Here is a 13,445-nt window from a genome sequence, read left to right as displayed (position 1 = left end):
TCACACGGTATCTTAGGCGGCTCCTTCGGGGTGTAGCTCAGTCTGGTAGAGCGCTACGTTCGGGACGTAGAGGTCGCAGGTTCGAATCCTGTCTCCCCGACCACTCATGTGGTCGCATTGAAGCCTGGTGAAGTCGTCCAGGCTTTTTTGTTCCCTGAAGTGGCACTGCTTCGGCAGTGTGAAGAAAACAGCATTTACCCCTTGCCGCCATCGGGGTGAATCGCTAGAATAGGCGGCTCCCTTCGGGGTGTAGCTCAGTCTGGTAGAGCGCTACGTTCGGGACGTAGAGGTCGCAGGTTCGAATCCTGTCTCCCCGACCACTCCGGTGGTCACCAAGAAGCCTGGAAGACATCATTGTCCTCCGGGTTTTTTTGTACCCAGCGCCCGGTGCACCCGCATGACGGGACCTTGCCGGACCACGCACGTACAATGGCCGCGCTGCCGGCCCACCTGCAGCCACTCCCCCACCAGCCGCATCGGCGCAGCCCGATGCCGGCACTGCACGCCACGTTCGCGGCGTGCGACACCTGCAAGGACCACCGATGAGCTCCACCACCACCGATTCGCCGTCGCTGCTGCACGGCCGCGTTCTGGCCTTCGCCGCAATCCTGCTGGCAGCGATCAACCTGCGCACTGCGGTCACCTCGATCACTCCGCTGCTGGACGTGCTCGGCCAGCAGTTCGGATTCGGCACGACCATGACCGGCGTGCTGGGCATGCTGCCGACCGCCTCGTTCGCACTGTTCGGCGTGGCCACCCCGGCACTGGCGCGGCGCCTGGGCCTGGAACGCACCACCCTGCTGGCGATGGTGATGGCAATGGCCGGCCTGCTGCTGCGCTCCAGCGCCGGCAACGTCGGCACGCTGCTGCTGGGCTCGGTGCTGGCGCTGGCCGGCATGGGCATCGGCAACGTGGTGGTGCCGCCGCTGGTGAAACGCTACTTCGCCAACAAGGTCGGCACCATGAGCACGCTCTACATCAGCGTGCTGCAGCTGGGCACGATGCTGCCGGCCCTGCTGGCGGTGCCGGTGGCCAACGCCGCGGGCTGGCGTGTGTCACTGGGCATGTGGGCGCTGCTGGCACTGGCCGCCGCGTTGCCATGGCTGGTGCTGGCCAAGCGCGCACCGAAGCCGCAGGCCGACGCCACCGATCCCACCGCACAGCCGCACGGCAAGGTCTGGCACACGTCGCTGGGCTGGAGCATGACGCTGATGTTCGGCATGACCTCGCTGATGACCTATTCGATGTTCACCTGGCTGCCGCGCATCGTGGTCGAGGCCGGTGGAACGCCGGCGTTCGGCGGCGTGATGGTGGCGGTGTTCTCGGCGCTGGGGTTGCTGCCGTCGCTGGTCATTCCATCGATGGCGGTGCGCATGCAGAACCCGTTCCCGCTGGTGCTGATCGGCTATTCCTCGTTCGTGATCGCGTTCGCCGGCCTGCTGCTGGCTCCGATGAAGGCCCCGCTGCTGTGGGCCTGCCTGCTCGGCGTCGGCCCGTCCACCTTCCCGCTGGCACTGACCCTGATCAACCTGCGTACCCGCACCCCGACCGGCTCGGCCGCGCTGTCGGGCTTCATGCAGGGCGTGGGCTACAGCTTCAGCTGCCTGGGCCCGTTCCTGGTCGGCTGGCTGCACACCGTCAGCAACGGCTGGACGATCCCGTTCAGCTTCCTGTTCGGCTGCGCCACCCTGATGCTGTGCGCCTCGTGGGTCGCCTGCAAGCCGCGCAAACTGGAAGACCTCTGGTGACCGGCCGGGGCCGCCTGCCGGCCTCGACAACTGCCGATCCGTCTTCACGTCCGTCTTGACGCCGGACTGACAATTCCCGGCGGATAGTGCCGGTGAATGCCCATCCTTGCCGCGTGCCGGCATCGGGCATGGGGGCGGCACCGCCGCCCGGAGCACCACTCGGTGTGCGGGGGACTTTCGGCTTCAGACAGACATTGCAGGTCGCTGTCCGGGTTGTATCCGTCCTGATTGGGCGGGCATGCACGAAGGGAGTGACGCAGAACACAGCCACGCCAAAATCTGGCATGTGATGTGCGTCACACTTTTACAGGTTGTCTGGTTCGGAAGCCAAGGGGGTCCCCAATGGTTGTCCACCGTCGGCTGGCGTTCTGCGTCGGCCTTGCCTGCACCGCCCTGGCCTGGGCCAGCAGCGCTGCCCCGCCCGACCGCGAGGCGGCCCTGGCCGAGATCGGCCGCTACCGCGACCAAGCCCGCTGGCTGGATGCGCTGGGTGCAATCGAGCGCGCGAGCCAGCAGCAACCCAACGACGACCTGCTGTTCAAGCTGCGCGTGCTGACCCTGGGCGACATCGGCAACGCCTGGCGCGCGTGGGAGCTGTACCAGCAGCGCCCGCAGCTGTTCGACGATGCCCAGAAGCAGCGGCTGGAAGGCGACTACCTGGCCAAGCTCGTGGTCTGGAGCCTGGCCTACAGCAGCAGCGAGGACAGCCGCCTGGAAGAGGCCGAATCGACCCTGGCGCGCATGCAGCGCTACCTCGGCGGTGAAGCTTCCCCCGCCGCACAGGCACCGCTGCGGATCCGCATGGACCGGCTGATCCTGCTCAACCGGCTGGGCCGCCATGCACAGGTCCGCGAGGAAGCACGGGCACTGCAGGCCGAAGGCCACACCCTGCCCGACTACGTGCTGCCCGCAGTGGGCGATTCGCTGATGGGCACCCTGCACCCGGAGGAAGCCATTCCGGTGCTGCAGGCGGCGGTGGCCGGCGACCCGACGCGCGATGCCTCGCATTCGGAGCTGGCCTATGCCTACCTGGAAAGCGAGCAGCAGGAAAAGGCGATCGACCTGCTACAGGCATGGCGCGACAAGGAGCCGGCGTGGCGCTGGAGCAACGGCAAGTCACCGTACGCGAACTGGTCCCGCTACGAGGCCGATCTCAACCTGGCGATGGTGCGCGCCTACAGCGGCGAGCTGGGCACCGCGCAGCACGACCTGGAATCGATGGTGGACATCGCACCCGGCAACGGGGGATTGCAGAGTGCGCTGGGCAGCGTCTACATGATGCGCGGCTGGCCACGCATGGCACTGCAGCGCCAGCAGATGGCACACGCGCTGGACCCGCGTGACATCGAACCGCGGCTGGGCATGCAAGAGGCCTATGTCGCCCTGCAGCGCGACGACCTGGCGCGGCCGCTGCACGATGACCTGATCGCGCGCTACCCCACCCAACCGGCAGTCGAACGCATGGACCAGGCCTGGCGCGCACATCGCGGCTGGCAGCTGAAGGCATGGACCGACATCGGCCGCAGCTCCGGTGGCGGTGGTACCTCGCCGCTGGGCAACAACGATCGCCACTACGGCGTGGAAGTGGAGACGCCGATCCTCGACGACCGCTGGCGGTTGTTCGCCCTCGCCGACCGGCGCTCCACCGACTTCCAGGACCAGCGCATCGATCCGCTGTGGCTGGGCGCGGGCGTGCGTTACCGCTTCGGGCAGCTGGATGCAGAAGCAGCAGTGCTGCGCGCCAACGACCACATCGGCGATACCGGGCTGCGCGCCGGCGTCGGCTGGCAGTTCAACGATTACTGGCATGCCGGCGTGGTGGCCGCGCGCAACGATCCGGAAGCCTCGATGCAGGCACGCGCGGCCGGCATCACCGCCGACAGCGTGAGCGCACAGGTGGACTACCGGCGCAGCGAGCTCACCCACTGGATGTTCGGCGCCAGCCGCTTCCGCTACGACGATGGCAACCATCGCGAGCTGTTCAGCACCAGCCTCGAACAGCGCCTGCTGACCCGCCCACGCTGGCTGGTCGATGGCCTGGCCAGTGCCTACACCAGCCGCGGCAGCCGCGACGATGCGCCCTACTTCAACCCGAAGCGCGACCGCATGGTCGAGATCGGCCTGCGCATCGACCAGCAGCTGTGGCGGCATTACGAGCGCCACTTCCGGCACCGGCTGACCGTCTCGCTGGGTGACTACTGGCAGGAGGGCTTCGGCAGCGCAGTGGTACCGTCGGTGTCCTACATGCACGAGTGGCAGCTGGGCCCCGGCCGCGTGTTCGAGTACGGCGTGCGCTGGTCACGGCCGGTCTACGACGGCCATCGCGAGCGCCATATCGGCTTCGAAGCCGCATTGCGCTGGGGAGACTGACATGGCCCGTATCCTGCGACTGATCGTGCTCCTGCTGCTGGCCTGCGTGCCACCGGCGTTCGCGCAGCAGCCCCTGCATCTTGATGCGGTCGACAACGGCCTGCTGATCCTCAGCTACCACGACATCCGCGACCAGGTGGCCGCCAAGGGCGATGCCGATACCTATGCGGTGAGCACGCAGAACTTCGCCGCGCATCTGGACTGGCTGGGCGCGCATGGTTACCACCCGGTATCGCTGTCGCAGCTGATCGAGGCCTCGCAGGGCCGTGCCACGCTGCCTCCGAAGCCGGTGCTGCTGACCTTCGACGATGGCCTGCGCAGCGTCTACGACAAGGCCTTCCCGCTGCTGCAGGCCTACCACTACCCGGCCCTGGTAGCGGTGATCACCGACTACGTGGACATGCTGCCGGGCCGCACCATTGACTACGGCTACCGCCCGTTCGGCCACGATGACTTCGTTACCTGGGCGCAGCTGAAACAGATGCACGACAGCGGCCTGATCGAAGTGGCCAGCCATACCGACGACCTGCATCACGGCGTGCCTGCCAATCCGCAGGGCAATTCCACGCCCGCCGTGGTCACCCGCATCTACAGCCCGGCCACGCACAGCTACGAGAGCGAAGCGCAGTATGAGCAGCGCCTGCGCAGCGACCTCGCACGCAGCGTGCAGCGCATCGAACAGCATCTCGGGGTACGCCCGCGCGCCATCGTCTGGCCATACGCGGCCTACAACCAGTTGAGCAACGACATCGCCGAGCAGCTGGGCATGCCGGTCTCATTCGACCTGGAGGGCCGCAGCACCCCGGTGGCCAGCGACCTGCACGGGCTGGCAAGGCTGCTGGTGAGCGACAATCCGACCGTGGAGGGCCTGGCCTATGAACTGCGCCGTGATGTCGCGCTCGATGGCATCCGCGCCCTGCAGGTCGACCTGGATGATGTGTACGATCCGGATCCGGCACAACAGGCCCGCAACCTCGACGCGCTGGTCGAGCGGGTCAAGCGCATCGCACCGACCCATGTCTACCTGCAGGCCTTCGCCGACCCGGACGGCAACAACACGGCCGACGCGCTGTACTTCCCCAACCGGCACATGCCGATGCGGGCGGACCTGTTCAGCCGCGTCGCCTGGCAGCTGAAATCCCGAGCGGGCGTGAAGGTCTACGCGTGGTTGCCGGTGCTCGGCTTCGAGCTGCCCGACCCGGTGCAGCGCAAGGCGCTGGCGATCCGCAACGGCGATGCCGACGGCATGTACCGGTTGGATTTCACCAATCCGAAGGCCCGGCAGATCATGCTCGACATCTACGAGGACCTGGCGGTCAATTCCTACTGTGAAGGCCTGCTGTTCCATGACGACGGCTACCTGCGCGACACCGAGCTGCCCGCCTTGGCGGCCGGAGAAGATGGCAGCGCACGCACCCAGGCCCTGATCGACTTCACCCTGGCCCTGCGCGACAGCGCGCAGCGCTGGCGGCCGAAACTGGCAACGGTGCGCAACCTGTATGCCGAGCCGGTACTGCGCCCGCAGAGTGAAGCCTGGTTCGCGCAGCGACTGGACCTGTTCAACAAGGCCTACGACCAGACGGCGCTGATGGCGATGCCCTGGATGGAAGGCAGCAGGCACCCCGAGCGCTGGCTCGATCAACTGCTGGCCGCAGTACGCGCACACGACCCGCAACTGCAGCACACGCTGTTCGAGCTGCAGACCGTCGATTGGCGCAACGGGCAGCCGATTCCCGCCGAGCGCCTGCGTGCACAGATCCGCCAGCTGCAGGCGCAGGGCGTGCACCACTTCGCCTGGTACCCGGACGACTTCATCGCCGACCAGCCCTCCACCCGCGATGCCCGCGCGGCGATGTCCGCCGGCACCTTCCCGTACCCGGAGAAGTGACATGGGCATGCATCCGCTGCTGCAGGTCCTGTTCCAGTTCGCCTTCTACTACCCGATGGTGATGGCGTTCTTCTGGATGTCGGGCGGCCTCTATTACTACTACCGGCGCGAACGCCACTCGCGCCCGCGCAACGATCCTCCATTGATGATCGATCCCCCTTTCGCGAGCCTGCTGGTGCCCTGTCACAACGAGGCGGAGAACCTGGACGACACGCTCACTGCGGCGCTGGCCCAGCGCTACCCTGCCGACTACGAAGTGATCGCCATCGATGATGGCAGCAGCGATGACACCGGCGCACGGCTGGATGCACTGGCAGCGCAGCATCCACGGCTGCGCGTACTGCACCTGGACCGCAACCTGGGCAAGGCCAATGCGCTGCGCATGGGTGCACTGGCCGCGCGCTCGGAGTACCTGGTATGCATCGATGGCGATGCAATGCTGGAGGAACACGCGCTGCACTGGATGGTCTGGCACCTGGTCAGCGGCAACCGGGTCGGTGCGGTGACCGGCAACCCGCGCATCCGCAACCGCTCCACCCTGCTCGGACGCCTGCAGGTGGCCGAGTTCTCCTCGATCATCGGCATGATCAAGCGTGCACAGCGGGTGTACGGGCGCATCTTCACCATCTCCGGAGTGATCGCCGGTTTCCGCCGTACCGCCCTGCACCAGGTCGGCTGGTGGTCGGATGACATGGTGACCGAGGACATCGACATCAGCTGGCGCCTGCAGCGCGCGCACTGGGACATCCGCTACGAACCCAATGCACTGTGCTTCATCCTGATGCCGGAGACACTCAAGGGCCTGTGGCGGCAACGCCTGCGCTGGGCCCAGGGTGGCGTGGAGGTGATGCTGCGCCACGCGCGCTCGCTGCTGCACTGGAAAGAGCGGCGCATGTGGGGCGTGCTGCTGGAGTACGTGCTGAGTGTGATCTGGGCCTACACCATGCTGTTCATCGTGCTGCTGTGGGCGCTGGGAAAATTCATCGAGCTGCCGCCGCAGCTGCACATCGCCAGCCTGCTACCGGAGTGGCATGGCGTGATCCTGGCGATGGTCTGCCTGCTGCAGTTCGCCAGCAGCCTGATCATCGACCGGCGTTACGAAACACAGATTGGACGCAACTACTTCTGGGTCATCTGGTACCCGATGGCGTACTGGCTGATCAGCCTTTCCACCACCCTGGTGGCGCTGCCGAAGACGCTGCTGCGCCGTCGCAGCAAGCGCGCCACCTGGACCAGCCCTGACCGGGGGATCCGATGAACGCGCAACGCCCGTCCAACCGCTTCGACTCGCGGATGATCCGCAAGCCGCATCGCCAGCCACGCTTCCAGCGCACCGCCTGGGGATTCGTCACCCTGGCGTTCTGGGGCTTCTACTTCTACCTGTGGGCGCCACTGGTGACCCTGCTCTCGTGGCTGATCGGCGGCCAGCTGGCCTGGCGTCAGCTGTACGAACGGCAGAACCAGTTCGACCCGTACGTGCTGGTGGCGCTGCCCTTGATGCTGCTGTGCGCCAGCGTGCTGCTTATCGCCTGGGCGGAGTACAACCGCGCACGCTTCCGTGGCCGCGAGCGCCGCCTGCCGCGGCCACTGGCCAGCCTCAACGAAGTGGCTGCGGACCTGGGGGCCAGCACCGGCCTGGCCGAGCGCCTGAAGGGCTGCAAGGCCGCCACGCTGCACATGGATGAACATGCGCGGCCGATCGGCATCCGCCGCGAGGTGGTGTGAGGCCATATCCGGCGCGCCAGCCGCCGCCCCTGCCCGGCGCCAGCTCTGGTAGCTGCCGACCTTGGTCGGCGCTTGCCCTGGTAGCTGCCGACCTTGGTCGGCACCGGGGTCTACCGCGATGAACATCCACGCATGGCGTGGATCTACTTGCGGGTCTGCCCTTCGCCACGCACCACGAAACGTTCGACGGTGAGTGCTTCCAGGCCCATCGGGCCATACGCATGCAGGCGCGTGGTGGAAATGCCGATCTCGCTGCCCAGGCCCAGCTGGCCACCATCGGAGAAGCGTGACGAGGCATTGACCATCACCACCGCCGAGCGCAGCGCATTGACGAAGCGCTCGGCATGGCCGGCATCCCCGGTGGCGATCACTTCGGTATGGTCGGAGGTATAGCGGCGGATGTGCGCGATGGCCGCATCGAGGTCGTCGACCACGCGCACGGCCAGCACCAGGTCGAGGAACTCGGCAGCATAGTCCTCATCGGTCGCCGCCGTACTGCCCGGCAGCAGCGGCTGCGCCTGCGCATCGGCGCGCAGCTGCACGCCGCGCTCGCCGAGCGCCTGCGCCACGCGCGGCAGGAACGCGCCCGCCACGTCGCGGTGCACCAGCAGCGTCTCCAGCGAATTGCACGCCGCCGGCCGGCTGCACTTGCCGTCCACCAGCAGGTCGATGGCCTTGCCCAGGTCGGCACTGGCGTCCACGAACAGGTGGCAGACGCCCTTGTAGTGCTTGATCACCGGGACCCGCGCATGCTCGGCCACGAAACGGATCAGGCCTTCGCCCCCCCGCGGAATCGCCAGGTCGATCAGCTCATGCAGCTGCAGCAGCTCCAGCATCGCTTCGCGGCGCAGGTCGGTCAGCACGGTCACCGCGGCCGGCGGTACGCCGTTGGCCTGCAGGGCACCGGCCAGCGCCAGGGCGATGGCCGTGTTGGAATGAATCGCCTCGGAGCCACCGCGCAGGATCACGCCATTGCCCGCCTTCAGGCACAGCGCGGCCGCTTCGGCGGTCACGTTCGGGCGTGCCTCGTAGATCATCGCGATCACCCCCAGCGGAACGCGGACCTTCTGCACGCGGATACCGTTCGGGCGCACATCGTCCCGGGTCACCTGACCAACCGGGTCCGGCAATGCCGCCACCTCGCGCACGGCCTCGGCCATGGCGAACAGGCGTGCCGGGTCCAGCGCCAGGCGGTCGAGCATGGCACTGCCAACGCCCTTGTCGCGCGCGGCGGCGAGGTCGCGCGCATTGCCGGCCAGGATCAGCCCTGCATTCACTTCCAGTGCCTGCGCCATCGCCAGCAGCAGCGTGCGTCGCGCCGCGCTGTCGAGGCCGGCAACGATCTGCGCTGCATCACGGCAGGCACGCGCCTTCGCTTCGATTTCGCTCATCGGGATGTCCTTCAAACCGGTCATGGCAGCACCAGATCGTCGCGATGGACGACGCTGCCGCCGTAGTTGTAGCCGAGCACGGCCTGGATGTCGCGCGAATGGTGGCCGGCGATCCGGCGCACGTCATCGGCCGCGTACTGGCTGACGCCACGGGCCACGCAGACACGGCCCTGCGGCGCGTTCCAGCACACCTGCACCATGTCACCACGGCGGAACACGCCCTCCGCCCCGATGATGCCACCGGGCAGCAGCGAGGCCCCCTTCTCGCGCATCGCCTGTGCCGCACCGGCATCGATGACGATCGCGCCCTCGGCCAGCGGCGCGTGCCGCAGCCAGTGCTTGCGTGCTGCTTCGCGGCTGCGTGCGGCATGGATGCGGGTGCCGAACAGGCGGTCCTGCGCCAGCGCGCGCACCACCTCGCCACTGCGGCCATTGAACAGATAGGTCTCGATGCCGAGGCGGCCCGCCTTCGCCGCAGCCTCCAGCTTGGTACGCATGCCGCCGGTACCGGCGCGCGAGCCGGCGCCGCCCGCCATCGCCAGCACCTCGTCACTCAGTTCCGGCACGTCGTGCAACGGCCGCGCATCGGCCACGGTGCGCGGGTCGGCGCTGTACAGGCCATCGATGTCGGTGGCGATGAACAGCGCATCGGCATCGACCAGCGCCGCCACGGTGGCGGCCAGGTTGTCGTTGTCGCCGAGCTTGAGCTCATCCACCGACACGGTGTCGTTCTCGTTGACCACCGGCAACGCGCCCAGGCGCAGCAGCTCATTGAGCGTGGCACGTGCATTGAGATAGCGACGACGGTTGCGCAGGTCATCATGGGTCAGCAGCACCTGCGCCACCGGGCGCTCGAAGAAGCGCTGCCAGAGCCCGATCAGCTGCGCCTGGCCGAGCGCGGCCAGGGCCTGCCGCGCCGCCATCGCCGCACCGGGTTCATCGGCGCGCGGCAGGATCGCTCGGCCGGCAGCAACGGCGCCAGACGAGACGATCACCACCTCGCGCCCGGCCAGTACATTGGCCGAGACGAACTGGGCCAGGCCCAGCGCGTGGCGCGGCGACAGGCCACCACCGTCGGCCGCCAGCAGGCTGCTGCCGACCTTCAGCACCGCACGCCGCCACGGCGGCAGCACCTGTTCCGGGAACGGCGAGGCGACGTGGGCGGCGTGCAGGGTCATCGGTCAGGCTCTCAGCGGGTGTTCCATTCGTGCACGGTCAGGTCGGAGGCCTGCATCGTCACCAGCGGATCGGTGGCGACAATGGCCTGCGCCTGCGCCAGGCTCTCAACATTGCACAGCACGTAGGCGCCACCACTGCCATCGGCGAAACCGCCGGTCAGCTGCAGCTTGCCCTGCGCCTGCAGGGCATCAAGGAAATCGCGGTGCGGTTGCACCGCTGCGGCAGTGAAGCCGGGGCGGCGCATCGCCAGCACCAGGTATACGGTGGCGGCCATCAGGACAGTGCCTGCCAGCGTGCGCGCAGTTCATCCAGGCGCAGGTCGGCGGCCGAGCCCGGCGACACGCGCGCGGCCAGGCTGCCTTCCGGCGTGCGTCCCTGCCCTGCACTGTCGGCACCCGCCGCAGCCGCCTTGTAGGCCTCGCGGAACGGCACGCCGGCCACGGCAGCTTCGACGGCCACATCGGTGGCATACATGCCCGAGTCGATCGCTGCGCGCAGCTTGTCGTCACGCCATTCCAGGTTGGCCAGCAGCGCCGGCAGCAGCTCCAGCGCGGCCAGGCCACGGCCGAAGCCGTGGAAGATGGCACCCTTGGACGACTGCAGATCGCGGTGATAGCCCGACGGCAGCGACAGCAGCTGCTCGATCTCGGTGCGTGCAGCGGCGACGCTGGCGTGGGTGGCGCGCATCAATTCGATCACGTCCGGGTTGCGCTTGTTGGGCATGATCGAACTGCCAGTGGTGTACTGCGCCGGCAGCGCGACGAAGCCGAACTCGGCACTGGTGAACAGCGACAGGTCCCACGCAATGCGGCGCAGGTCCAGCGTGGCGCCACCGAGCGCCTCCAGCGCGGCCAGCTCGAACTTGCCGCGCGACAGCTGTGCGTAGATCGGCGAGATCTGCAGGCGCGCGAAACCGAGCGCCGCCGTGGTGTGCTCGCGGTCCAGCGGCAGGTTCACGCCGTAGCCGGCGGCGGTGCCGAGCGGATTGGCGTCGACCAGCGCATGGGTGTCGCGGGCGCGGACGGCGTTGTCGATGAAGGCCTCGGCCCAGCCGGCCCACCACATGCCGGCCGAGGACACCACGGCGCGCTGGATGTGGGTGTAGCCGGGAATCGGCAGGTCCTTCTCGGCCTGTGCTCGGTCCAGCGCGACCTTGGCCACTTCGGCGCTGAGCTGGGCGACGCGCTGCAGCTTCTCCTTCAGCCACAGGCGGGTGGCCACCAGGATCTGGTCGTTGCGGCTGCGGCCGGTGTGGATCTTGCGGCCGGCATCACCGAGGCGTTCGGTCAGCCGCGCTTCGATCGCCGAGTGGCCATCTTCGTACTGCGTGTCCAGCACGAAGCGGCCTTCGCGGAAGTCCTGCGCCAGGATGTCCAGTTCACGCAGCAGGCCGGCCAGCTCGTCGGCGCTGAGGATGCCGATGTGCTGCAGTCCCTGTGCGTGCGCGGCGCTTGCGGCGATGTCGTGCAGGAAGAACTCGCGGTCGAGGATCACATCGTCGCCGGCGAGGAAGGTCTGGATCTGTGCGTCGACGGCGACGCCGGGCTTCTGCCAAAGAAGGTCTGCCATGGGGGCTCCGGAAAACGGGTTCAGTGCGGGATCGACGTCAATTCGTCGATGCCCAGCGCGAGGTTGAGGTTCTGCATGGCCTGGGTGGCCGCGCCCTTGAGCAGGTTGTCCAGGGTCGCTACCACCACGACCCGTTTGCCGCCCGGGGCCAGCGTGAAGCCACCGACCTGGGCACCATGGCGGCCGGCGATGCGGCTGACCCACGGTGCTTCGTCCACCACCTCGATCAGTGGTTCGCCGGCATAGGCCTGCTGGAAGCGCTCGACGATCTGTTCGCGGGTCTGCACGCGGTTCAGCCACAGGTTGGCGGTGAGGGTGATGCCACGGAAATGCGGCGCGACATGCGGCATGAACTCGACAGCCACGCCCAGCTGCACCGACACCTCGCGCTCGTGCACATGGTTGGTCAGCGCATACGGCATCAGGTTGTCGGCCAGCAGTTCGACGTTGTTCTTGTCCGACGGGGTGGTACCGGCACCGGAGTAACCGGACACACCGAAGCACTGCGGCGGGCCGGCCAGCAGGTCCAGCAGCGGATGCACCGCCAGCTGCATCGCCGTGGCATAGCAGCCCGGGTTGCTGATGTGCTTCTGGCCGTTGTAACGGCCGCGGGTCAGCTCCGGCAGGCCGTAGTACCAGCTGTTGTCGAAACGGTAGTCGGCCGAAAGATCGACGATGACGGTGTCCGGCTTCGCCGCTTCCAGCGCAGCCACGAACGGCGCGGCCAACCCATTGGGCAGGGCCAGGATCACCGCGTCCACCCCCTTGGCGGCCACCGCGTCGGCGTCCAGGTTCTCGTACTGCAGGTCACCCTGGAATTCCGGATGGTGGTCGGACAGGCGCTGTCCGGCACGCTCGCGCGAAGAGACGAAGGCCAGTTCCAGCCGCGGGTGGGCGGCCACCAGCTTGATCAGCTCGGCACCGGTATGGCCGCGGGCACCGACGATGCCAAGGGTAAAGGTCGAATCGTTCATGCGTGACTGTCCAGGCGGTACTGCAGGTGGCGCTTCACGCCCTGCCATTCCGCATCGATGATGGAGAAGATGACGGTGTCGCGCGGCGTGCCGTCGGCGTGCCGCTTGTGGTTGCGCAGCACGCCATCCTGCTTTGCGCCGAGGCGGGCGATGGCGGTGCGCGAGGTGAAGTTGAACCAGCTGGTTTCCAGCACCACGCTGATGCACCCCAGGGCCTCGAACGCATGCTGCAGCAGCAACAGCTTGGCTTCGGTGTTGGCACCGGTGCGCTGCACGCGCGGCGTGTACCAGGTGTAGCCGAGGCTGAGCTTGGGCACGTCCGCCTCCAGGCCGTAGAAGCGCGTGCTGCCGATGATGGCGCCCGCCGCATCGCGGATCACGAACGGCAACCCCTTGCCTTCGGCCTGCGCCTGCAGCGCGGCCTGCACATAATGCTCGACCTGCTGCGGCGACGGCACCTGGGTGTACCAGAGCTGGTCCAGGCCGCTGCCTTCGAGCGCATCGCGCAGGCCCGGCACGTGCTCGTGCTGCAGTGGCTGCAGCGTCACGTGCTGGCCGCGCAGGGTGGGAACGGTGGTCCAGGCGTCCGGGTTGCTCATCG

General features: G+C 67.8%; 11 protein-coding genes and 2 tRNA genes. 7 read left to right on the top strand and 6 right to left on the bottom strand.

Annotated elements, in window-relative coordinates; genetic code table 11:
• The first annotated feature begins 26 nt into the window (after positions 1-26).
• The 7 genes from B9Y64_RS10600 to pgaD all read left to right on the top strand — a co-directional run bounded on the left by B9Y64_RS10600 (position 27) and on the right by pgaD (position 7,731).
• A tRNA-Pro gene (locus B9Y64_RS10600) sits at positions 27-103 on the top strand.
• 140 nt (positions 104-243) lie between these two features.
• A tRNA-Pro gene (locus tag B9Y64_RS10595) sits at positions 244-320 on the top strand.
• A gap of 222 nt (positions 321-542) precedes the next feature.
• Positions 543-1,748, top strand: coding sequence for a CynX/NimT family MFS transporter (locus tag B9Y64_RS10590; RefSeq protein WP_100440616.1), 1,206 nt, complete (start codon positions 543-545; stop codon positions 1,746-1,748).
• A 342-nt stretch (positions 1,749-2,090) separates the two neighbouring features.
• Positions 2,091-4,118 (top strand): poly-beta-1,6 N-acetyl-D-glucosamine export porin PgaA, encoded by a 2,028-nt coding sequence (gene pgaA, locus B9Y64_RS10585; RefSeq protein WP_100440615.1) that lies wholly within the window; start codon positions 2,091-2,093, stop codon positions 4,116-4,118.
• Between the two features lies 1 nt (position 4,119).
• Positions 4,120-6,006: a poly-beta-1,6-N-acetyl-D-glucosamine N-deacetylase PgaB gene (gene pgaB, locus B9Y64_RS10580; protein ID WP_100440614.1), complete on the top strand. Its 1,887-nt coding sequence runs from the start codon at positions 4,120-4,122 to the stop codon at positions 6,004-6,006.
• A gap of 1 nt (position 6,007) precedes the next feature.
• Complete coding sequence (pgaC, locus tag B9Y64_RS10575; RefSeq protein ID WP_100440613.1) at positions 6,008-7,264, top strand: poly-beta-1,6-N-acetyl-D-glucosamine synthase; 1,257 nt, start codon at positions 6,008-6,010, stop codon at positions 7,262-7,264.
• Entirely contained in the window at positions 7,261-7,731 is a 471-nt protein-coding gene (gene pgaD / locus B9Y64_RS10570) for a poly-beta-1,6-N-acetyl-D-glucosamine biosynthesis protein PgaD (protein ID WP_100440612.1), read from the top strand. Before pgaC ends, pgaD begins: the two co-directional genes overlap by 4 nt.
• A gap of 143 nt (positions 7,732-7,874) precedes the next feature.
• Here pgaD and B9Y64_RS10565 read toward each other — a convergent pair whose 3' ends face one another.
• The 6 genes from B9Y64_RS10565 to B9Y64_RS10540 are packed head-to-tail and all read right to left on the bottom strand — an operon-like array spanning position 7,875 to position 13,443.
• Complete coding sequence (locus B9Y64_RS10565; protein ID WP_100440611.1) at positions 7,875-9,146, bottom strand: glutamate-5-semialdehyde dehydrogenase; 1,272 nt, start codon at positions 9,144-9,146, stop codon at positions 7,875-7,877.
• Positions 9,143-10,300, bottom strand: coding sequence for a glutamate 5-kinase (gene proB, locus B9Y64_RS10560; protein ID WP_100440610.1), 1,158 nt, complete (start codon positions 10,298-10,300; stop codon positions 9,143-9,145). The genes B9Y64_RS10565 and proB overlap by 4 nt, the downstream gene beginning before the upstream one ends.
• A gap of 11 nt (positions 10,301-10,311) precedes the next feature.
• Positions 10,312-10,575: a YciI family protein gene (locus B9Y64_RS10555; RefSeq protein ID WP_100440609.1), complete on the bottom strand. Its 264-nt coding sequence runs from the start codon at positions 10,573-10,575 to the stop codon at positions 10,312-10,314.
• Positions 10,575-11,870, bottom strand: coding sequence for an argininosuccinate lyase (gene argH / locus B9Y64_RS10550; RefSeq protein ID WP_100440608.1), 1,296 nt, complete (start codon positions 11,868-11,870; stop codon positions 10,575-10,577). The genes B9Y64_RS10555 and argH overlap by 1 nt, the downstream gene beginning before the upstream one ends.
• A 20-nt stretch (positions 11,871-11,890) precedes the next feature.
• Positions 11,891-12,844: an N-acetyl-gamma-glutamyl-phosphate reductase gene (gene argC / locus B9Y64_RS10545; protein ID WP_100440607.1), complete on the bottom strand. Its 954-nt coding sequence runs from the start codon at positions 12,842-12,844 to the stop codon at positions 11,891-11,893.
• Positions 12,841-13,443 carry a GNAT family N-acetyltransferase gene (locus B9Y64_RS10540; RefSeq protein ID WP_100440606.1) on the bottom strand — a complete coding sequence of 201 codons (603 nt, stop codon included), beginning with the start codon at positions 13,441-13,443 and terminating at the stop codon, positions 12,841-12,843. Before B9Y64_RS10540 ends, argC begins: the two co-directional genes overlap by 4 nt.
• Between the last annotated feature and the right edge of the window lie 2 nt (positions 13,444-13,445).

The sequence above is a fragment of the Stenotrophomonas maltophilia genome (assembly GCF_002799245.1).
In the GTDB taxonomy this organism is placed as follows: domain Bacteria; phylum Pseudomonadota; class Gammaproteobacteria; order Xanthomonadales; family Xanthomonadaceae; genus Stenotrophomonas; species Stenotrophomonas maltophilia_S.
This window is presented reverse-complemented; position numbering and strand designations above follow the sequence as displayed.